The organism is Accumulibacter sp., assembly GCF_023806635.1.
Taxonomy (GTDB): Bacteria; Pseudomonadota; Gammaproteobacteria; order Burkholderiales; family Rhodocyclaceae; genus Accumulibacter.
In genome coordinates, this window is record NZ_JAMTDQ010000085.1 from 34,411 (window position 1) to 55,910 (window position 21,500).

Here is a 21,500-nt window from a genome sequence, read left to right on the forward strand (position 1 = left end):
CCAGGCTAGAAAGGCTTGACCACGGCGAGGTAGGTTGCCGCCAGCAGCAACAGTACCGGCAACTCGTTGAACCAGCGATACCAGACGTGCCCGTGCCGATTGAGCCCGGCCGCGAAGTCGTGCAGCAGGCGCCCGCAGTACGCATGATAGGCGACCAGCAACAGCACCAGCGCCGTCTTCGCGTGCAGCCAGCCGCCGCCGAAGCCAAAGCCGAACCACAGCCAGAGACCCAGTGCGATCGCCAGCACGCCGATCGGCGTCATGAAGCGATACAGCTTGCCGGCCATCAGCAGCAGTCTCTGCCGCTCGGCCTCGCTGCCCGATGGCACCATCGCCAGGTTCACGAAGATTCGCGGCAGGTAGAACAGCCCCGCGAACCAGCTCACCACCATCCACAGATGCAGCACCTTGACCGTCAACATCGAGCGTTCCTCTCTCTCGCCGCCGCCGCAACGCCATCAGCCACCTGCGGATAGCGCAGGCGAGCCTGCAGTTCCTCCCGGGCACGCCGGTTCAGCAGGCGGCGTGACTCACTCATGAACGACAACTGCAGCGGCGACAGCAGTTCTTCCGCCTCGCACCGCGACACGCGCGGGACCTTCGGCAACCCCAAGTGTTCGGCGACCAGGTCGAAGTATTCGCCCATCTTGATGCGCGAATCGTCGCTCGCGTTGTATGCCCGGTTGCTCCGTCCGTAACGCAGAGCGGCACAGGCCAGCAGCGCCAGATCCTCGGCGTGGATGTGGTTGGTATACACATCGTCGGCATCGCACAGCGCCGGGCTGCCCCTGCGCAGCCGCTCGATCGGCAGACGGTCGGCGGCGTAGATGCCGGGTGCCCGCAGGATGCTGACGACGACGCCGAGCCGGCCAAGAAGGCGCAAGCGCCGCTCGGCATCCAGCCGGCGGCGAGCGCGGCTGGTGGTCGGTCGCAGGCGCCGCGTCTCGTCTACCAACTCCCCGGCACAGTCGCCGTAGACACCGGTGGTGCTTATATAGACGATTCGCTGTGGTAGACTCCTCCCCCGAGCCAGAGCTGCCAGCAGCCAGCGGGTCCGGGGGTCGCGGCTGGCGCCATCCTGGCGCTCGCCGGCAGGTGCCGGTGGCGGCGCCAGATGGACCACGACATCGGCCAGGCCGGCGAGTCGCTGCAGGCTTCGTGGCTGATCGAGGTCGGCGACGACCGGTCTGGCGCCGTGTTCTCGCCAGAAAGCGCACTGCTCGCGATCCCGTACCAGCGCCAGGACGTGGTAATGGCCGAGCAGGTGGGGGAGCATGCGACGCGCCACGTCACCGCAACCAACGATCAAGAGTCTTCGCACCACATGATTCTACCGGATCGGGACCCGCACGGAGAAACAATGGATCATCAGGTGGTTGTCAAGCCGAGCGGACATGCCTTCTCCGTCGCTGCCGACGAAAGCATCCTCGCCGCTGCACTCCGGCAAGGGCTGAACCTTCCCTACGGCTGCCGCGACGGTGTCTGCGGCAGCTGCCGCGGCCGCGTCCTGAGCGGTGAGGTGGACCACGGCAACGCGTCGACCGCCGTTCTCGGCGAAAGCGACCGTCTGGCCGGGTTCGCGCTACTCTGTTGCGCGACGGCAAGGACAGACCTCTGCATCGAGACCGCGGAAGTGAGGGCGCTCGCCGACATACCCATCCGCACCCTGCCGGCGCGCGTGCACCGGCTGCGGCACGTCGCGCCCGAAGTGATGATCGTCGAACTGCGCCTGCCGAGCAGCGAGCGGCTGCAGTTTCTCGCCGGCCAGTACGTCGACATCCTGCTCAAGGACGGCAAGCGGCGCTCATTCTCGCTCGCCAATGCACCGCACGACGACAGCGTCCTGCAGTTGCATGTCCGCCGCGTGGCGGGTGGCCGGTTCACCGAACACGTCTTCAGCAACATGCGCGAGCGCGACCTCCTGCGCTTGCGAGGTCCATTGGGCAGCTTCTTTCTGCGCGACGACTCGCCGCGGCCGATGCTCCTGGTCGCTGGTGGCACCGGCTTCGCGCCGATCAAGGCGATCGTCGAACATGCGCTGGCGCAACGCAGCACGCGACCGATGGACATCTACTGGGGTGCGCGCCAGCGAGCCGACCTCTACCTTCTGCAACTTGCGCAGCAATGGGCAGCGGAGCATCCCTGGATTCGCTTCGTCCCGGTCCTTTCGGAGTCGCCGCCTGCCGACCGCTGGCATGGCCGCACCGGTCTGGTGCATGCGGCAGCGATGCAGGACCACCCGGACCTGTCGCAACACCAGGCCTATGTCTGCGGCGCTCCGGCCATGGTTGCTGCCGCCCGCACGGACTTTCTTGCCCACTGCCGGTTGCCGACCGACGAATTCTTCGCCGACTCCTTCGAATACGCGGCCGATACGCAACTGGCCATCGCCACCGGCCCGGCGCCGGAGATGAACGGAACACCGCATGACTGAGGTCTTCATATCGCGCCAGCCGCTGGTCAACCGGCAGAGCCGGATCATCGCCACCCGCCTGATGCTCCATCTCCCCGCCGACGGCGGCATGCCGGCCGCCGTGATGGCGCTCGACTCTCTCGCCAGCGTCTGGCCCATGGGCGGCAAGCCACTCTTCGTCAGTTGCCCGGCAGCCGCCATCGATGCTCGCCTCCTCGACTGGTCGGCACCCGAAAACGCGACGATCGAGCTGCCCGCGACATGCCTGCTCGGCGAGCACGGCCCGGATCTGATCGCCGCCATCCAGACCTGGCAACCGACGATCTGCCTGCATTTCGATCCGCAGGCGGCGCAGGCGCTGTCGCTCGGACTGCAATGCCGCTTCATCGGCTTCGACACGGAACGTCTGAACAGCGCCCAGCTCAAGCTCCTCGCCGCGCGCACCAGGAGCCACGGCATGGGCATCGCCTTCAAGGTGCCAACGACGGCCGACTTTCGCGCCAGCATGGACGCCGGCATGACGGCCGCTGCCGGCTGGTTTTTCACCACGCCCAGCGGCGTCCCGGCCAAGACACTCAGCGCCAGCCAGGCAAACATCATGCGCCTCGTCAATCTGGTGCGGAACAATGCCGAGATGCGGGAGGTCGAGGCGGCGCTGAAGCAGGATGTGGCGATCTCCTACAGGCTGTTGCGCTACATCAACTCGGCGGGCTTCGGCCTGTCCTGCGAGATCCAGTCGTTTCGCCATGCGGTGACGATGCTCGGCTACGACAAGCTCAATCGCTGGCTGTCGCTGCTGCTCGCGACTGCCAGCAAGGATCCGCTGGCCCCGGCGCTGATGCACACTTCGCTGGTCAGGGCTCGCCTGATCGAGTTGCTGGCCGCCGGCCTGGTCGACAAGTCCGAATACGACAACCTGTTCATCACCGGTGCATTCTCCCTGCTCGACGCGCTGCTCGGTCTGACCATGGAGCAGATCCTCGAAGCGATGCGCTTGCCGGAACCGATCACCGACGCGCTGCTCGGCAACGGCGGGCGCTACCAGGCCTTTCTCGACCTGGCACTGGCCAGCGAAGCCGGTGACGGACCTGCCATCGCCGAGCAGTCGGCAATGCTCGGGCTGACCGCGACACAGTTCAACAGCGCGCAACTGCAGGCACTCGCATTCGCCGACGCAATGGAGTTCTGAACGCGCCGGCCCCCCCCCGAGGGGACAGCCGACGCCAGCCGATGACGTGGGTGGGCCGATCGCCGGAACACTTCCGGCAACCAGCCATGCTTGCCGGTCATTCCCCCAGGTACGCGGCGCGCACCTTCGGGTCGGCCAGCAGACGGGTGGAGTCGTCAGTCACCGTGATCTCGCCACTTTCCATGACGTAGCCGCGCTGACTCACCTCCAGCGCCAGCTTGGCGTTCTGCTCGATGAGCAGGATCGTCATGCCCTCGCTGGCAACGGTACGGATCACCTCGAAAATCTTCTGCACCATGATCGGCGCGAGCCCCATCGACGGCTCGTCGAGCAACAGCAGGCGCGGCTTGCTCATCAGTGCGCGACCGATCGCCAGCATCTGCTGTTCGCCACCCGAGAGCGTTCCCGCAACCTGCTGCGCCCGCTCCTTGAGGCGCGGGAAGAGGCCAAGCACATGTTCGAGATCACGCGCGACCGCGGTCTTGTCGTTGCGCGCGTAGGCGCCCATGTAAAGGTTTTCGAGCGTCGTCATGCGCGGGAAAACCCCCCTGCCCTCCGGCACCAGGGCAATGCCCTCGGTGACCAGGCAATGCGGCGGCACCTGCAGGAGTTCCTTGCCACGGTAGCGCACGTTGCCGCCGGCGGGCTCGAGCAGGCGCGCCAGAGCCCGCAACGTGCTGCTCTTGCCGGCACCATTGGCACCGATGAGGGCCACCATCTCGCCCTCGCTGACGTGGAAGCTGATGCCACGAACCGCCTGGATGCCGCCATAGGAGACACGCAAGCCGTTGACTTCCAGCATGTTCATCCGTTTCCTTCGCGTCGCCTAACCACCGAGGTAGGCCTCGATGACGCGCGGATCCTTCTGCACCACCGCCGGCACGTCCTCGCAGATCTTCTCGCCGTAATCAAGGACCGCAACCCGGTCACACAGTCCCATCACCAGCTTGACATCATGCTCGATGAGCAGCACCGTCACGCCATCGCGGCGGATTCCCTCAACCAGCACGCGCAGAGCCTCGGTTTCGGTGCCGTTCATCCCCGCCGCCGGCTCGTCGAGCGCCAGCAGCTTGGGTTCCGTGGCCAGCGCACGAGCTATCTCGAGCCGCCTCTGGTCGCCGTACGACAGGTGCCGCGCATAATCATGCGCCCGCTCCTGGATCCCGACGTAGTGCAGCAGCTCGTCCGCGCGGCGCGCGATCGCCGCCTCTTCGGCACGCGTCGCCGGGTTTCGGCTGATTGCGCCGAAGACGCCGGCGCTGGTGCGCAGGTGGCGCCCGACCATGACATTCTCGATCGCCGTCATGTTGCCGAACAGCCGGATGTTCTGGAACGTCCGCGCGATACCGACCGCGGCGGCCTTGTGCGGGGCATCGGCGGCGAGCCTCACGCCGTCGAAGACGAAGTGGCCGCTCTCGTTCGTGTAGAGACCTGTAAGGCAATTGAAAAAGGTTGTCTTGCCGGCGCCATTCGGTCCGATCAGGCCGTAGATCTCGCCCCGATGGATGGTCAGGGAAACGTCGTGCAGCGCCTTGACGCCGCCGAAGTGTTTGGCGACCCCGTGTGCCGCGAGAAGAATCTGCCGCTGCTCCGCCATGCTCAGTCCGTCACCTCGCTCAGTTCCCGACGGCGCAGCGACGACGGCCACAAACCCGCGGGGCGGAAACGCATCACGAGCACCAGTGCCAGACCGAAGACGAGCATCCGCAGGCTTTCGGGATCGATGATCATGCGCCCGAAGACGGCTTTCTGCACCGGCTCGATGCCGTAGCGCAAGGCCTCTGGCAGCCCGGTCAGCAGGACCGCGCCGAGAATCACGCCCGGAATGTGCCCCATGCCGCCGAGAACCACCATTGCCAGGATCGTGATCGACTCCATCAACGAGAAGCTCTCGGGACTGACGAACCCCTGCATGGCAGCAAACACTCCTCCGGCGATGCCGCCGAAAGAGGCCCCCATGGCGAAGGCCAGCAACTTGATGTTGCGCGTGTTGATGCCGCACGCCTTGGCCGCCACCTCATCCTCGCGAATTGCCTGCCAGGCCCTGCCGATGCGCGAATTCTGCAGGCGGATGTTGATGACGATGACGAGCGCCGCCAGCGCGACGAGCAGGAAGTAGTACTTCTGCGGACCGGAAAGGGAAATTCCGAACAGCGTACTGGTCTTGGCAAAAGAGAATTCGCCGATGCGGATCGGGTCGATCAGCGTGATCCCCTGCGCACCGTTCGTGATGTTGATCGGCGCGTTGAGGTTGTTCATGAAGATGCGGATGATCTCGCCGAAACCGAGGGTGACGATGGCCAGATAGTCGCCGCGCAACTTCAGCGTTGGCGCGCCCAGAAGGACGCCGAAGAGACAGGCCAGCGCCGCGCCGAAAGGCAGGATCACCCAGAACGGCAGGTGGATGCCAAAATGTGGCGACGCCAGCAGCGCATAGCAATAGGCCCCGACCGCGTAGAAGGCGACGTAACCGAGGTCCAGAAGACCGGCGTAGCCGACGACGATGTTGAGGCCGAGCGCGAGGAAGACATAGAGAATCGCGAAGTTGGCGATGCGGACCCACGCCTGGCCACCGAGAGCGGCGACAAAGGGCACCGCCAGCAGGACACCGACGAGCAGCAGCAACCCCAGCCACTGCCGCAGCCCGCGCGGACTGCGTCTCGACTCGCCGGTCATGCCCGGTCTCCGGTACGCTCGCCGAACAATCCGGACGGACGGAACATCAGTACGATGATGAGCACCATGAAGGCGAAGATGTCCTGATAGTGGCTCCCGAGGAAGTTGCCCGTGAGGTCACCGATGTAGCCGGCACCCAGCGCCTCGATGATTCCCAGCAGCAGGCCGCCGGCCATGGCACCCGCCATGTTGCCGATGCCGCCGAGTACGGCCGCGGTGAAGGCCTTCAGGCCGAGCATGAAACCCATCTGGTAATGCGCGATCTCGTAGTATGACCCGACCATGCAGCCGGCCAGTGCTCCGAGAGCGGAGCCGATGATGAAAGCCATGGCGATCACGCGATCGATGTCGACCCCCATCAGCAGCGCGACATGCTGGTTCTGCGCCGTCGCCCGCATCGCCATGCCCATGCGGGTACGCTGCACGAGGTAGGTCAGTCCGATCATCACCAGCGCGGCGAGAACGACGATCGCCACCTGCACGTTGGTGAAACTGGCGCCACCGACCTCGTAGATCCGCTTGTCGATCATCGGCGGAAAGGTGATGTAGTTACGGCCCCAGATGATCATCGCCACGTTCTGCAGGACGATCGACATGCCGATTGCCGTGATCAGCGGCGTTAGTCGCGGTGCGTGGCGCAGCGGTCGATAGGCGACGCGCTCGAGACCCCAGCCCAGGACCATGCACGCGACGACTGCGATCAGCAGACCAATGGTGAGGATCAGCAGCGGCGGCATGCCGCTGCCGGCAAGCGAGACGATGACGGTGAACGCGACCATGGTGCCGATCATCACCACTTCACCGTGGGCAAAGTTGATCAGGCCGATGATGCCATAGACCATCGTGTAGCCGAGCGCGACGAGCGCATAGACGGCGCCGAGCGTGAGGCCGTTGACGAGTTGCTGCAGGAGAGTGTCCATGGTCAGGCTTTCCGCAACGAAGCGCTTTGGGCGAACCAGGGTATCCGACTCATGGAGCTGTTGCCCGAAGACCGGGGACTGATCCGGGAAACCGAAGGAAGACGGCGGACACGGCCAGACCGAGGGAATGGCTCCCGCCATTCCCTCGCCGCCGGTTGCCCGGCGAGCCTTACTTCTTGGCTTCTGGAGCGGCCGCCGCAGTGCCACCCTCGGACTTGAGGGTGACGAGCTTGCCGTCCTGGATCACGAATACGGTGATCGCACCGTTCTTGATGTCGCCCTTGTCGTCGAACTCGATCTTGCCGGTGACTCCGTCGTAGGCGGTCTTGCCGACTTCCGGCAGATACTTGACCGGATCGACCGAATTGGCACGCTTCATCGCATCGACCAGCACCATCACGGCGTCGTAGCTGTACGGCGAATAGATCTGGATCTGGCCGTACTTCTTGGTGAAGTCCTCGACGAACTTCTGGCCGTTCGGCAGCTTGTCGACCGGCAGACCAGCTTGCGTGCAGATGACGCCTTCCGAGGCGGCACCCGCGAGCTTGATCAGTTCCGGCGAGCAACCACCGTCACCGGTGGTGAACTTCGCCTTGATGCCGAGTTCCTTGATCTGCTTCAGCATCGGACCACCGACCGCGTCCATGCCACCCAGGAAGATCACGTCGGGATTCTTGGCCTTGATCTTGGTCAGGATTGCCTTGAAATCGGTCGCCTTGTCGGTGGTGAACTCGCGCGCGACGATGGTGGCGCCCGCGGCCTTGGCAGCCTTCTCGACCTCGTCGGCAAGACCCTGGCCATAGGCGGTACGGTCGTCGATGATCGCCACCTTCTTCGCGCCCATGTCCTTGACAGCGTAGGTGCCCACCACGGAACCCTGCTGGATGTCGTTGGCCATGACGCGGAAGGTCGTGTTGAAGCCCTGCTGCGTATACTTCGGATTGGTCGCCGAGGGCGAGATCTGCGGCAGACCCGCCTGGTTGTAGATCGCCGAAGCCGGGATCGTCGTGCCCGAGTTGAGGTGGCCGACGACTCCGGCGACCTTTGCGTCGACCAGCTTCTGTGCCACCACGGTGCCGGTCTTTGGATCGGCCTGGTCATCCTCGCCGAGCAGCTCGAACTTGACGATCTTGCCGTCGATCTCCAGCTTCTTGGCGTTGGCGTCGTCGACGGCGAGACGGGCGCCGTTCTCGTTGTCCTTGCCGAGGTGGGCGATCGGTCCGGTCAGCGGCGCGACGTGGCCGATCTTCACGACCACCTCCGGCTTCGGCGCCGGTGCCGGCGCAGCGGCCGGTGCCGGCGCCGGTGCAGCAGCCTTGGGTTCCTCCTTCTTCCCGCAGCCGATCATCGCCACCGAGGCGGCCAGGGCCATCAGTACGCCAGGAATGTGTGCATGTTTCATGGGTTCATCTCCAGTATTGTCTTCTTACGGGGCCAGCGAACGCGCGATTGTCCAAGCCCATCAGGAACTTGTCAACCAGCATATGGCACTCGCAAACGCCGTTTCACCCGTCATCGATGTCGCAGAAACGAAAAACCGGCACCCGGCCGGTCTTTCTGCTGCCTCAGCCCTCACTTCTGGCTGAGAATCCACTTGACGAGCTTGTTCGCCTCGTCGGGGGTGACGGAGGGATTCGGCGGCATCGGCACGGGACCCCAAACACCCTTGCCGCCCTTGATCACCTTCTCGGCGAGCATGGCTTCATCCTTGGCCGTGTACTTCTTGGCCACATCCTTGTACGCCGGACCAACGACCTTCTTGTCCACCGCGTGACAAGACAGGCAGTTCTTCGACTTGGCCAGGGCCTCATCAGCCTGGACAGCACCCGCAGACATCACGCCGGCAGCCGCCAGCAGGCACGCGTAGATCGCTTTCATGCTCACACTCCGTTCAGGTAAAGGGATTGAAACGCCGCGATAGTATTTCAGTTTGGCCCGCTTGCAAAGCATCGCGAGCCGGTCGAGGCCGCGATGCGCTAACGGCGCGCGTCGAACCTGCACGGTTCAACGCAGCGGGCCGTCTGGCGTTGACCCCGCCGCTACGGTCGAGCGTGGCGAAGACGGCGCGTCGTCAGGCGCCGCGCAACCGGCCGAGATCGCGTACGGCGCCGGTGGCGGCCGACGTCGCCATCAGTGCGTACGCCTGCAGGGCCCGCGAAACGGCGCGCGCGCGCTCGCCCGCCGGTTGCCAGGCGGAATCGCCGCGCGCATCCATTGCCGCCCGCCGCCGCGCCAGTTCGCCATCGCTGACGGAAAGATGGATGCGCCGACCGGGAATGTCGATCTCGATCAAGTCGCCCTCTTCGACGAGGCCGATCGCCCCGCCTTCGGCGGCCTCGGGCGAGACATGGCCGATCGACAGGCCCGACGTGCCGCCGGAGAAGCGTCCATCGGTCAGCAGCGCACAGGCCTTGCCCAGCCCCTTCGACTTGAGGTAGGAGGTGGGGTAGAGCATCTCCTGCATCCCCGGACCGCCCTTTGGCCCTTCGTAGCGAATCACCACCACCTCGCCGGCACGCACCTCGTCACCAAGGATCGCCTGCACCGCGTCGTCCTGGCTTTCGAAGACCCGCGCCCGCCCGCTGAACACCCAGATCGCCTCATCGACACCGGCCGTCTTGACGATGCAGCCGTCACCGGCGATGTTGCCGTAGAGCACCGCCAAGCCGCCATCCTGCGAGTAGGCATGCGCGCGGTTGCGGATGCAGCCAGCGGCGCGGTCGAGGTCGAGGTCCGGGTAACGACGGCCCTGCGAGAACGCGGTCTGCGTCGGAATGCCTCCGGGTGCGGCGCGATAGAACTCGCTGACCGCCGCATCCTGCGCGCGCAGTACGTCCCAGCGGTCGATCGCTTCGCCCAGCGTCGCCGCATGTACGGTCGGCACGTCGCGATGGATCAGTCCTGCCCGGTCGAGCTCGCCGAGAATCGCGAAGATGCCGCCGGCGCGGTGCACGTCCTCCATGTGGTAGTCGGGCGTCGCCGGAGCGACCTTCGCCAGACACGGCACCCGGCGCGAGATGCGGTCGATGTCGGCCATCGTGAAATCGACGCCCCCTTCCTGCGCTGCAGCAAGAATGTGCAGCACGGTGTTGGTCGAGCCACCCATCGACACGTCGAGCGCCATCGCGTTCTCGAAGGCAGCCAGGCTGCCGATCGAACGGGGCAGGACAGCAAGGTCGTCGCGCTCGTAGTACCGGCGGCAGAGATCGACGATCCGGCGGCCGGCTTCGAGGAACAGTCCGCGACGATCGGCGTGCGTGGCCAGCAGGCTGCCGTTGCCGGGCAACGAAAAACCGAGCGCTTCGGTGAGGCAGTTCATCGAGTTGGCGGTGAACATGCCGGAGCAGGAGCCGCAGGTCGGGCACGCCGAACGCTCGAAGGCCTCGACCTCGGCGTCGGAGCAGTTGCTGTCGCCGCCCTTGACCATCGCGTCGACGAGGTCGATCGCCACCACCTTGCCGCCCCACCGTACCTTGCCGGCCTCCATCGGGCCACCGGAGACGAAGATCGTCGGGATGTTCACGCGCATCGCCGCCATCAGCATGCCGGGAGTGATCTTGTCGCAGTTCGAGATGCACACCATGGCGTCGGCACAGTGGGCATTGACCATGTACTCGACCGAATCGGCGATGAGGTCACGCGAGGGCAGGGAATAGAGCATGCCGTCGTGCCCCATGGCGATGCCGTCGTCGATCGCTATGGTGTTGAATTCCTTCGCCACGCCGCCGGCGGCCTCGATCTCGCGCGCGACCAGTTGCCCGAGATCCTTGAGGTGCACGTGCCCGGGGACGAACTGCGTGAAGGAATTGACGACGGCGATGATCGGCTTTCCGAAGTCGCCATCGACCATGCCGGTGGCACGCCAGAGGGCGCGCGCGCCAGCCATGTTGCGACCGTGCGTCGAGGTGCGGGAACGATAGTGCGGCATCGCTGATCTCCATTCGGGAACCCGCCTTGAAGCGACGGGCTATAATGCCGATTCTATCCGAAAGCCCTCGGGGTGTTGGCACCGTGTTGACCCATCCGCAGTTCGACCCAGTCGCCGTTTCGCTCGGCCCGCTGAGTGTGCACTGGTACGGGCTGATGTACCTGGTCGCCTTTCTCCAGTTCTGGTGGCTCGGCAAGTACCGCCTGTCGCGGCAGCCGCAGTTCGCCCGCGCGGGCTGGACCGTCCGCCAGCTTGACGACCTGCTCTTCTACGGCGTCCTCGGGGTGATCGTCGGTGGCCGCCTCGGGCAGGTCCTCTTCTACGAGCCCGCTCACTACCTGTCCGAGCCGCTGCAGATCCTGGCCATCTGGCGCGGTGGCATGTCCTTCCATGGCGGTCTGCTGGGCGTCCTGCTGGCGATGGCGCTGTACGCGCGCAAGAGCTCTCGCCACTGGCTCGAAATCACCGACTTCATCGCGCCGCTGGTGCCCCTCGGGCTCGCCGCCGGGCGCATCGGCAACTTCATCAATGGCGAGTTGTGGGGCCGCGCAGCCGATCCTTCACTGCCCTGGGCGATGGTCTTCCCGGCTGTGGACGGACTGCCGCGCCATCCATCGCAACTCTATCAGGCTGGGCTCGAAGGCCTGCTGCTGTTCGTCGTGCTCTGGCTGTACGCCGGCCGCGAGCGGCCACGCGGCGCCGTCTCGGGCGCCTTTCTCGTCGGTTATGGAATCCTGCGCTGGCTCGCCGAGTATTTCCGCTCGCCGGACGCCGGGATCTTCGGCTTTTCCCACACCGTCAGCATGGGGCAGTGGCTGTCACTGCCGATGATCGCTGCCGGCATCATGTTGATCGTCACCGCGGGCCGCCAGCGCGCCTGAGCTGCCCCGTTGCCGGGCCGCGGCCAAGGAGAATGAGATGGCAGAAGGTATCGTGGTTCGCGGGCTACGCCGTGTGCGCACGCTGCTCGCGGAGGGTGGTGCCGCCCGCAGCCTCGCGGGCAAGCAGCTGGTACAGGTGCGCGCGCTGCTGCACGAGTGCGCCAGCGGCATCGGTGGCGAGATCTCGGCCAGGCAACGCGCCGCCCGTCTCGCCGGCGCCTATCAGCATCTCGACGACGAGGGACGGGCCACGTTCCTGCGACTCGTCGCGACTGAGTTCGGGCCCGATCCGCAGCGCGTCGCCGAGGCGCATGCCGGTTACCAGGCTGCCGTCGGCAGCGATCAGCAATGGGCGGCCGAATCGGCGCTGCGCAATGCCATGCGCTCGACGCGCCTGCGCATCCTGACGCAGTTCAACGCCCTGCCGCAGGGCGTCAAGTTCCTCGTCGACCTGCGCGCCGACCTGCTGCGCTATGCGCCGCAGGATCCGGCGCTGCGCTCGCTCGATCGCGAGCTCGAATCGCGGCTCGGTGCCTGGTTCGACGTCGGCTTTCTGGAGCTGCAGCGGATCACCTGGAACTCACCGGCCGCCCTGCTCGAGAAACTGATCGAGTACGAAGCGGTGCATGAGATCCGTTCGTGGAGCGATCTCAAGAACCGCCTCGATTCCGATCGCCGCTGCTACGCCTTCTTCCATCCGCGCATGCCGATGGAGCCGCTGATCTTCGTCGAGGTGGCGCTCGTCGATCGCCTGGCCGACAACGTGCAGGCCCTGCTTGACGAGCACGCGCCGGTGTTCGACGCGCAACGCGCGACGACCGCGATCTTCTACTCGATCTCGAACACGCAGGCCGGCCTGCGCGGCGTCTCGTTCGGCAACTTCCTGCTCAAGCGGGTGGTCGACGACCTCAAGCGCGACTACCCGCGACTGGTCAGCTTCGCCACGCTGTCGCCGCTGCCGACCTTCCGCCGCTGGGCCGAGAAGAACCCCGAGGCCTGGGCAAAGGCGTTCAGCGCTGCCGACCTCGAACGGATCGGACGCCACCTGCCGGCCGACGCCCTGCCGCCGGCAGGCGCCAGCGACCTGCAGAGCCTGCTCGCCGACAGCCGCTGGTGTCAGGATCCGCGCCTGACGCGCGCCCTGCAGCACGGGCTGCTGCGCCTGGCGGCGCGCTATCTTCTGGCGACGGCCAAGGGCGGCCGCCCCTACGACCCGGTCGCCCGCTTCCACCTGGGCAATGGCGCCCGCATCGAGCGCCTCAACTACCTGGCCGACACCTCGCCGCGCGGCCACAAGCAGTCCTACGGCCTGATGGTGAATTATCTCTACGATCCTGATACCATCGAAGCCAATGTCGAAGCGTTTTCGCGCAGCGGCGAGATTGCAGCCGCTGCAGCCATCCGGCGCTCTGCCCGTGACTGAGATCCCGCGGCCGGAGCGTTCCCTGTTCCCCTCTCGAGAAAGTACAGCACATGAGCCAACGTCCGTTCAAGGTCCTCGGAATTCAGCAAATCGCCATCGGCGGTCCCGACAAGATGAAGCTCCGGCAGCTCTGGGTCGACATGCTCGGCCTCGAAATCACCGGCAACTTCGTCAGCGAGCGCGAGAACGTCGATGAAGACATCGCCGCCATGGGCAAGGGCCCGTTCAAGGTCGAAGTCGACCTGATGCAACCGGTCGACCCGGAGAAGAAACCGGCGGTCCACGCCACGCCGCTCAATCACGTCGGCCTGTGGATCGACGACCTGCCGAAAGCCGTCGAGTGGCTGACGGCGAACGGCGTCCGTTTCGCGCCGGGCGGAATCCGCAAGGGTGCCGCCGGCTTCGACATCACTTTCCTGCACCCGAAAGCCAGTGCCGAATTCCCGATCGCCGGTGAGGGCGTGCTGATCGAGCTGGTGCAGGCGCCACCCGCAGTCGTCGAGGCCTTCGCCCGCATCGCCTGAGCGCGGCGCGCGGCCAGCCGGCGGCAACGGGCGACCGTTGCCGCCGCAGCGCTCGCCCGCCACTGCCGCGTCCAGTCCCAATCCCCGAACCCTTCCCGTTCGCCAGCCGCTGTTCGCGCGTCCTGCCGCACTGGCGCCCCACCACCTCCGGCAACGACGCCGGCCAGCCGACGGCTGCGCAGCGGCGAGCCGAGCGCTCCTGCGGGAATGCCGCTACAGTTTTCCTCGCGGCTGCCGTTCACCCGGACGTACCCTCTTGCCCTCATCCAGCCGTTGACCCTCAGCGCCATGCACGCCGTCGACTTCCTGCCGTGGAACGAGAGCTTCGAAACCGGGCTGCCGGCGGTCGACGCACAGCACCGCCGCCTGGTGCAACTGATCAACGCCCTCGCCACGCATGTCGCGTTCCGCACGAACATCCCGCAAATCGAGGCGATGTTCGACGAACTCGCCGCCTACGCACTCCACCACTTCGAGACCGAGGAGGTCGTCTGGCGGCAGCACCTCGCCGACGACGAAGCCGAGGTCCGCCATCGACAGGTGCACGCCAGCTTCGACGACGAGGTCGCGCGCCTGCGCGGGCGCTGGCAGACGATCCGGACCGCCACCGTCGCCGAGGAGTCGATGGCCTTCCTCGCCCGCTGGCTGATCGCGCACGTCCTCGAGGACGACCGCTACATGGCTTACCTGGTGGCGGCGCGGCGTTCCGGTCACAGCCGCGAAGAAGCTCGGCGGCAGGCGGAGACGCAGATGGCGCGGCACGCACGCGCGGTCGCCGACGTCGTCCTGTCGATCAGCGCGACGCCGGCCACCAACGCGCTGCACCTGGTCTCCGAAGTCACCGAGCTGCGCCGCGTGCAGGCCGAGCTGCAACGCGCCAGCGAGAAGAACCGGGCCCTGCTGCGGGCCGCCAGCGACGGCGTCCATGTGCTCGACGGCGACGGCCGCATCGTCGAGGTCAGCGATTCCTTCTGCGCCATGCTCGGCTGTTCGCGCGACGAGGTCGTCGGCAGCACCATCGACTCGTGGGATGTCCGCTGCACCGGTGCCGACGGCCTCTCCCTGCTGCGGGGCGAGCTCGCAAGTCCCTCGCGGCGCGTGTTGCAGACCCGCTATCGGCGCAAGGACGGCAGCCTGATCGACGTCGAAGTCAGTGGCGAGCCGGCGACGATCGACGGCGAGCGCCTTCTGTTCTACTCGGCGCGCGACGTCGGCGATCGCAAGCGGGCGGAGAAAGCCCTTGCCGACGAACGCCAGCGCCTGGCCGACCAGCTCCGTTTCACCGACGGGCTGCTGAACACGATTCCCAACCCGGTCTTTTTCAAGGACGAGAACGGTCGCTACCTGGGTTGCAACGAAGCCTTCGAGAGATACCTCGGCATCAGCCGTGGTGAGCTGATCGGCCGCTCGGTCCACGACGTCGCGCCCGCCGCGCTCGCCGACAGATACCTGGCCGCCGATCAGGCCCTGTTCGAGCAGCGAGGAACGCAGACCTACCAGGCGACGGTTGCCCACGCCGATGGTTCGCTGCGCGATGTCGTCTTCAACAAGGCGACGTTCAACCGCGTCGACGGGGCCCTCGGCGGTCTGGTCGGCGTCATGCTCGACGTCACCGATCTCGTGCAGATGAAGGCGGTGGTGCAGCAGCAGGCGGCGTTCACCAACTGCCTCATCGACTCGATGGTCGACGGCATCGCCGTCTGCCACGAGATCGAGACGCCACCGCTGGTTCGTTTCACGGTCTGGAATCCGGCGATGGAGAAACTGACCGGGTACGGCGTGGACGAAGCCAACGAGCTCGGCTGGCAGGAGATCCTGCGCGTGGACGGCGAACGACCGGAAGAAGCGCTGCGGCGTGCCGAACGCGTTCGCAGCGGCGAGGAGTGGACGATCCGCCATCGCGACGGCAGCCAACGGACGTTGCTGGTGCAAGGCACCTCCGTCACGGCGCCTACCGGTGGCGTTCATCTGCTGCTGGTCCTGCGCGACGTCAGCGCGCACAGGACCGCCGAACAGCTCGTGCGGCAGCAGCGGGATCTCGCGCAGCGCTATCTGGACACGGTGCAGAGCCTGATGCTGGCGCTCGATGCCGACGGCCGGATCACGATGATCAACCGCGCCGGCCGCGAGTTGCTCGGCTATACCGAAAGCGAGCTGCTCGGTCGCTGCTGGTTCAGCACCTGCCTGCCACAACCGCGGGGCATCGAGCAGAGCCTGCCGCTCTTCCGGCGCATCATCGCCGGTGCGACCGACGCCGATCTGTCGTCCGAGGACAGCGTCCTCTGCCGCGACGGCTCGCAACGGCTGATCGGCTGGAAAACCGGCCCTCTGCTCGACGACGCCGGACACATCGTCGGTACGCTCAGTTCCGGCGCCGACATTGGCGAGCGCAAGGCGATCGAAGCCGAACTCGAGCGCCATCGAGCCCATCTCGAAACCCTCGTCACGCGGCGCACGGCCGAGCTGTCGCTGGCCAAGGACGCTGCCGAGAGCGCCAACCGGGCCAAGTCGGAATTCCTGTCGAGCATGAGTCACGAACTGCGGACGCCAATGAACGCCATCATCGGCTTTGCCCAGATGCTCGAGTACGACGGTGAGCTGAGCACCGACCAGCAGGACAGCGTGCACGAGATCCTCAAGGCGAGCCGCCACCTGCTGGATCTGATCAACGAGGTCCTCGACCTCGCGCGGATCGAGTCGGGACGAGTCGACCTCTCACTCGAGACCACCGACGTCGCGGCCGTGGTCGATGATTGCCGACACCTCATCGAACCGCTGGCGCTGGCCCGTGGCATCGGCCTGACCATCGATGTCCCTGCCGCGGCGGCGGTGTGCGCCGACCGGGTCCGCCTCAAGCAGGCGATCCTCAACCTGCTGTCGAACGCAATCAAGTACAACCGCGAAAACGGCAGCATCCATCTGCGGATCGAGGAGTTGCGCACGGCGGCCGGACTGCGCCAGCGGATCAGCGTCACCGACAGCGGCGTCGGCATCGCTGCCGCGCGCCTCGCCGACGTCTTCCAGCCCTTCACCCGCCTGCAGGGCGAGGAGAGCGGGATCGAGGGAACGGGCATCGGCCTGACGATCACCAAGCGCCTGGTCGAACTGATGGGCGGCGAGATCGGCGCCGAGAGCGAGCCGGGCCTCGGCAGTCGCTTCTGGATCGAACTCCCCGCCGCCAGTCTCGGTCGCCAGAGCAGCGCCCACGACGACGGCGGCGGCATGCAGGAGGCAACGCCGGCGGCCAGCGACGAACAGCGCGTCCTGTGCATCGACGACAACCCATCCAACCTCAAGCTGATGACCCAGATCCTCGGCCGCCACGGCAAGCTGCGCCTGCTCACCGCGCACGCGCCGCAGCTGGGAATCGAGCTGGCGCTGGCGCACCGGCCACATCTCATCCTGCTCGACATCAACATGCCGGGCATGGACGGCTACGAGGTCCTCTCCGTCCTGCAGGAGAACGCGGCCACCTGCCGCACACCGGTCATCGCCATCACCGCCAACGCCCTCGCCCGCGACGTCGAACGTGGCCGCGCGGCAGGTTTTCTCGACTATCTGACGAAGCCGATCGACATCGCCGCCTTCCTCCGCATCGTCGACCAGGCTCTCGAGGAGCAGCGATCGGCACGCCCGGAGTGAGTCCGGCAGCGCCGCCGGAGCGCAGCGATACGGTTGCGCTGCGACCTGTCGTCTGGTCGTTGAAGACGCGCATCACCGCCCTGACGCTGGCTCTGTTCCTGCTCGCAATCTGGTCGCTGACCCTGTATGCGACGCGCAGCCTGCGCCAGGACATGACGCACCTGCTCGGCGAGCAGCAGTTCTCGACGACCTCGATCATCGCCGTCCAGCTCAATGCCGAACTCGACACGCGGCTGCAGGCCCTCGTCCGGGTCGCCGACGAGATTTCTCCTGCCCTGCTCGGCAAGCCGGCCGAACTGCAGCGATTCCTCGAACAGCGCACGACCCTCCAGCAACTGTTCAACGGCGGCACGCGCATCCGCGACGGCAATGCCCTGACGCTCGCCAGCGTTCCCTACCTGCCGCAGCAGATCGGCAGCAGTTATGCCGACCGCGACTACATGGTCGCCGCCCTTAGGGAAGGTCGGGCCAGCATCGGCCGGCCGGTCATCAGCCGGACGCTCAATTCTCCGGCCATCGCACTGGCGGCACCCATCCGCGGCGCCGGCGGCAAGGTCATCGGCGCACTGAGCGGGGTCATCGACCTGGGCCAGCCGAACTTCTTCGACCGCATCGTCGACCAGCGCTACGGCAGGACCGGCGGCTACCTGATCATCGCGCCACAGCACGCACTGATCGTCACCGGAACCGACCGCTCGCGCACCATGTCGCCGATGCCGGCGGCCGGCGTCAACCGCAACCACGACCGCTTCGTCGGCGGCTACGAGGGCTACGGTGTCGCGCTGAACTCACGTGGCGTCGAAGAACTGGCGGCGGCGAAGCGCATCGCGGTCGCCGGCTGGTTCCTGGTCAGCGTCCTGCCGACCGGCGAAGCCTTCGAGCCCGTGGTCGCGCTGCAGCAACGGGTCCTGCTGGCGGCGCTGCTGCTCAGCCTGCTCGTCGGCACGCTCGGCTGGTGGTTCCTCAGCCGCATGTTGCGCCAGCAGTTTGCGCCGATGCTGGCGGCCTCGGCACTCCTTGCCGACATGTCGCACGCCGCCGGCCCGGTCCCGAAGCCCCTGCCGACGGCGGCTGCGGACGAGGTCGGGCAACTGATCCGCAGCTTCAACCTGCTGCTCGAGTCGCTGGCGCAGCGCGAGGCAGCCCTGCAGGAGAGCGAGCAGCACTACCGCACGCTGGCCGACGGCGGTTCAGCACTGATCTGGACCTCCGGCAGCGACCGTCGTGCCAACTACTTCAACGAACCCTGGCTGCGCTTCAGCGGCCGCTCGCTGGTAGAGCAGGTCGCTGCCGGATGGGCGGCGGGGATTCATCCCGAGGACCGCGATGCCTGTCGACGCGGCTACGACGAGCATTTCGAGAGCCGTCAGCCATTCCGCATGGTGTATCGCCTGCGTGCCGGCGATGGTGAGTACCACTGGATCGAGGATGCCGGCAATCCACGCTTCGATCGTGCCGGCGCCTTCATCGGCTACATCGACTTCTGCCAGGACATCTCCGAGCGCAAACGCGCGTCGGATGAACTCGAACAGCACCGGCACCACCTCGAAGCCCTCGTCGCGGCGCGAACTGCCGCCCTGGCCGCCGCCAAGGAGGCTGCCGAGTCGGCCAATGCCGCGAAGACCGAGTTCCTCTCGCGCATGAGCCACGAACTGCGGACGCCACTGAACGCCATCCTCGGTTTCGGCCAGTTGCTCGCGATGCCTGGCGACGCCCCGCTGTCGGCCGGGCAGAGCGACAGCGTGCAGGAGATTCTCCGTGCTGGCCGCCACCTGCTCGAGCAGGTCAACGAAGTGCTTGACCTGGCGCGAGTCGAAAGCGGGCGGATCGAGCTGACGCTCGCGGCGGTGCCCCTGGCACCGGTCGTTGCCGAGTGTGTGGCGCTCGTCCGGCCGCTTGCCGAGGCGCGGGGCATCCGTGTCACCAGCGAGATCGACGACGTGGTACTGTTGGCCGACGGCAGCCGCCTGAAACAGGTGATCCTCAACCTGCTCTCGAATGCCATCAAGTTCAACAGCGAGCAGGGCACGATCGACATTGGCAGCGCGCGCCGCGGCCGGCGGCTGCAGGTCGCCGTTCGCGACAGTGGCCGTGGCATCGCCGGCGAGCATCTGCCGCGCCTGTTCCAGCCTTTCGAGCGCCTGACGTCATCGTACGATGGTGTCGAGGGCACCGGCGTCGGACTGGCGCTGACGCAAAGGCTGCTGACGGCGATGGGTGGCACGATCCGCGTTGTCAGTGAGGTCGGCGTCGGCAGCACCTTCAGCTTCGAACTGCCGCTGGCGGACGCCAGCGACCGGACGCCTGTTGCGTCGGCGAACGATGTCACCGTGGGTCCGGACGCCCCGCGGTCCTCACCGAGGGGCCACAGGGCTGCGCTCGACACGACCAACCCGGAGGGAGCATGAACGAGCAACTGCGCAACCAGGCCCGCATCTTCATCATCGACGACGAACCGGCGAATCTGAAGCTGCTCGGCAAGATGCTCGGCAGCCGGAACTACCAGCAGCTGGTGACCATCCAGGATCCGCGCCAGGTGCTCGACCGCTATCGCGCCGGGCGCCCTGACCTGATCCTGCTCGACATCAACATGCCGCATCTCGACGGCTATCAGGTGATGGCCCAACTCAAGGCGCTCGACGACCCGCTGCTGCCACCGATCGTCATCCTCACGGCCCAGCACGGGCGCGACACCCTGCTCAAGGCGCTCGCTGGCGGCGCGCGCGATTTCATCGGCAAGCCGTTCGACATGGCCGAACTCCTGATGCGCGTCAACAACCTGCTCGACGCCCAGCTCGCACACCGCATGCTGCATGATCAGAAGGGCATTCTTGAAGAGATGGTGCGCATCCGCACCGATGAACTGACCCAGACCCGCCTGCAGGTGGTGCGGCGACTCGGTCGCGCGGCCGAATACCGCGACAACGAGACCGGCTACCACATCCTGCGCATGAGCGAGTACTCCGCCCTTCTCGCCCGCCGCCTCGGCTGGAGCGACGCAGCCAGCGACCTGATGCTCAACGCCAGCCCGATGCACGACATCGGCAAGATCGGCATTCCCGACGCCGTCCTGCTCAAGCCCGGCCGGCTCGCTGCGGACGAAATGGCGATCATCCGCACCCATCCCGAGATCGGCGCCAGCATCCTCGCCGGCGACGAATCGGGTCTTCTCCGCCTGGCCCGGACGATCGCGCTAACCCACCACGAGAAGTGGGATGGCAGCGGCTACCCCGCCGGCCTCGCCGGCCTTGCCATCCCGCAGGCCGGACGCATCGTTGCCGTCGCCGACGTCTTCGACGCGCTGACCTCGCGCCGCCCGTACAAGAGAGCGTGGCCGGTCGACGAGGCGGTGGCCTGGGTCATCGCCAACGGCGGCAGTCATTTCGATCCTGAGGTGGTCGGCTGCTTCCAGGCGCACCTGCCGGAGATCCTCGCCATCCGCGACCAGCATCAGGAGCCGCAGGACTGAGCGCAAGCGGGGCGAGTGGCGGCGAAGCCGGACTCGCGCTGGCGTTGGCGATCACGCCGGACCTCGTCCGGCGCGACCTCGAGCTGCCGCGTGAAGACGGCCTCGCCACGCGGCGCCACTTGCGGGTGCAGCCGGCGACCGCGGCGATACCGGTGATCGCCAGCACGGCCAGCGGCGCGGCTCGCGATCCCGCCCGCGGCACACCGTCGGGCACGGACCTCTGGCACGACGACCGGCGCATTACACGTTTCGTGCAGATACTCGTCGATTTCTGCGGAAAAATGTACGATAATGTCGTCCGCGAACGTTTCGAGCGCAAACTTGCAGGCAATTGTGCCCGCACTGCACGAGTGCAGTCAGCCACATGGAGGAGGTGTCAATGAGTGAACTGAAACCGACCAACGAGGAGGCCGTGACCGCGACCGCGAGTCCGGT

The 21,500-nt window shown here is 66.4% G+C and carries 18 protein-coding genes; 9 read left to right on the top strand and 9 right to left on the bottom strand.

The features are described 5' to 3' along the window. Positions 1 to 5: 5 nt before the first annotated feature. Together NFW30_RS14800 and NFW30_RS14805 are read right to left on the bottom strand one after the other, a co-directional pair. Positions 6 to 422 (bottom strand): CopD family protein, encoded by a 417-nt coding sequence (locus NFW30_RS14800; RefSeq protein ID WP_295357174.1) that lies wholly within the window; start codon positions 420 to 422, stop codon positions 6 to 8. Next, positions 416 to 1,321 carry an NAD-dependent epimerase/dehydratase family protein gene (locus NFW30_RS14805; RefSeq protein WP_295357176.1) on the bottom strand — a complete coding sequence of 302 codons (906 nt, stop codon included), beginning with the start codon at positions 1,319 to 1,321 and terminating at the stop codon, positions 416 to 418. The genes NFW30_RS14800 and NFW30_RS14805 overlap by 7 nt, the downstream gene beginning before the upstream one ends. A 39-nt stretch (positions 1,322 to 1,360) precedes the next feature. Here NFW30_RS14805 and NFW30_RS14810 point away from each other — a divergent pair, with 39 nt between their 5' ends. Then, entirely contained in the window at positions 1,361 to 2,434 is a 1,074-nt protein-coding gene (locus NFW30_RS14810; protein ID WP_295357177.1) for a CDP-6-deoxy-delta-3,4-glucoseen reductase, read from the top strand. Beyond that, positions 2,427 to 3,602, top strand: coding sequence for an HDOD domain-containing protein (locus tag NFW30_RS14815; protein WP_295357180.1), 1,176 nt, complete (start codon positions 2,427 to 2,429; stop codon positions 3,600 to 3,602). The genes NFW30_RS14810 and NFW30_RS14815 overlap by 8 nt, the downstream gene beginning before the upstream one ends. A gap of 97 nt (positions 3,603 to 3,699) precedes the next feature. Here NFW30_RS14815 and NFW30_RS14820 read toward each other — a convergent pair whose 3' ends face one another. From NFW30_RS14820 to ilvD, 7 genes are all read right to left on the bottom strand, one after another. Further along, positions 3,700 to 4,404 carry an ABC transporter ATP-binding protein gene (locus tag NFW30_RS14820; RefSeq protein WP_295357247.1) on the bottom strand — a complete coding sequence of 235 codons (705 nt, stop codon included), beginning with the start codon at positions 4,402 to 4,404 and terminating at the stop codon, positions 3,700 to 3,702. 24 nt (positions 4,405 to 4,428) lie between these two features. After that, positions 4,429 to 5,199 (bottom strand): ABC transporter ATP-binding protein, encoded by a 771-nt coding sequence (locus NFW30_RS14825; RefSeq protein WP_295357183.1) that lies wholly within the window; start codon positions 5,197 to 5,199, stop codon positions 4,429 to 4,431. Between the two features lie 2 nt (positions 5,200 to 5,201). After that, positions 5,202 to 6,278: an ABC transporter ATP-binding protein gene (locus tag NFW30_RS14830; protein ID WP_295357186.1), complete on the bottom strand. Its 1,077-nt coding sequence runs from the start codon at positions 6,276 to 6,278 to the stop codon at positions 5,202 to 5,204. Beyond that, complete coding sequence (locus tag NFW30_RS14835) at positions 6,275 to 7,198, bottom strand: branched-chain amino acid ABC transporter permease (protein ID WP_295357187.1); 924 nt, start codon at positions 7,196 to 7,198, stop codon at positions 6,275 to 6,277. The genes NFW30_RS14830 and NFW30_RS14835 overlap by 4 nt, the downstream gene beginning before the upstream one ends. Before the next feature lie 169 nt (positions 7,199 to 7,367). Then, entirely contained in the window at positions 7,368 to 8,600 is a 1,233-nt protein-coding gene (locus tag NFW30_RS14840; RefSeq protein WP_295357190.1) for a branched-chain amino acid ABC transporter substrate-binding protein, read from the bottom strand. Positions 8,601 to 8,770: 170 nt separating this feature from the next. Then, a complete protein-coding gene (locus NFW30_RS14845) occupies positions 8,771 to 9,076 on the bottom strand; it encodes a c-type cytochrome (RefSeq protein ID WP_287462656.1) in 306 nt (101 codons plus the stop codon). 193 nt (positions 9,077 to 9,269) lie between these two features. Further along, a complete protein-coding gene (ilvD, locus tag NFW30_RS14850; RefSeq protein WP_295357196.1) occupies positions 9,270 to 11,126 on the bottom strand; it encodes a dihydroxy-acid dehydratase in 1,857 nt (618 codons plus the stop codon). 83 nt (positions 11,127 to 11,209) lie between these two features. On the opposite strand from ilvD, the gene lgt reads away from it, so the two are divergent. From lgt to NFW30_RS14885, 7 genes are all read left to right on the top strand, one after another. Further along, positions 11,210 to 12,007, top strand: coding sequence for a prolipoprotein diacylglyceryl transferase (gene lgt / locus NFW30_RS14855; protein ID WP_295357198.1), 798 nt, complete (start codon positions 11,210 to 11,212; stop codon positions 12,005 to 12,007). A gap of 37 nt (positions 12,008 to 12,044) precedes the next feature. Next, complete coding sequence (locus tag NFW30_RS14860) at positions 12,045 to 13,430, top strand: malonyl-CoA decarboxylase (protein WP_295357199.1); 1,386 nt, start codon at positions 12,045 to 12,047, stop codon at positions 13,428 to 13,430. A 50-nt stretch (positions 13,431 to 13,480) separates the two neighbouring features. Next, positions 13,481 to 13,954 (top strand): VOC family protein, encoded by a 474-nt coding sequence (locus NFW30_RS14865; protein ID WP_295357202.1) that lies wholly within the window; start codon positions 13,481 to 13,483, stop codon positions 13,952 to 13,954. Positions 13,955 to 14,161: 207 nt separating this feature from the next. Further along, positions 14,162 to 17,596, top strand: coding sequence for a bacteriohemerythrin (locus NFW30_RS14870; protein ID WP_295372315.1), 3,435 nt, complete (start codon positions 14,162 to 14,164; stop codon positions 17,594 to 17,596). Beyond that, positions 17,593 to 20,004: an ATP-binding protein gene (locus tag NFW30_RS14875; RefSeq protein ID WP_295357208.1), complete on the top strand. Its 2,412-nt coding sequence runs from the start codon at positions 17,593 to 17,595 to the stop codon at positions 20,002 to 20,004. Before NFW30_RS14870 ends, NFW30_RS14875 begins: the two co-directional genes overlap by 4 nt. Next, positions 20,001 to 21,065, top strand: coding sequence for an HD domain-containing phosphohydrolase (locus NFW30_RS14880; RefSeq protein ID WP_295357210.1), 1,065 nt, complete (start codon positions 20,001 to 20,003; stop codon positions 21,063 to 21,065). Before NFW30_RS14875 ends, NFW30_RS14880 begins: the two co-directional genes overlap by 4 nt. Before the next feature lie 44 nt (positions 21,066 to 21,109). Then, on the top strand, positions 21,110 to 21,448 hold the full coding sequence (locus NFW30_RS14885; RefSeq protein WP_295357212.1) for a hypothetical protein: 339 nt from the start codon (positions 21,110 to 21,112) through the stop codon (positions 21,446 to 21,448). Positions 21,449 to 21,500: the final 52 nt, after the last annotated feature.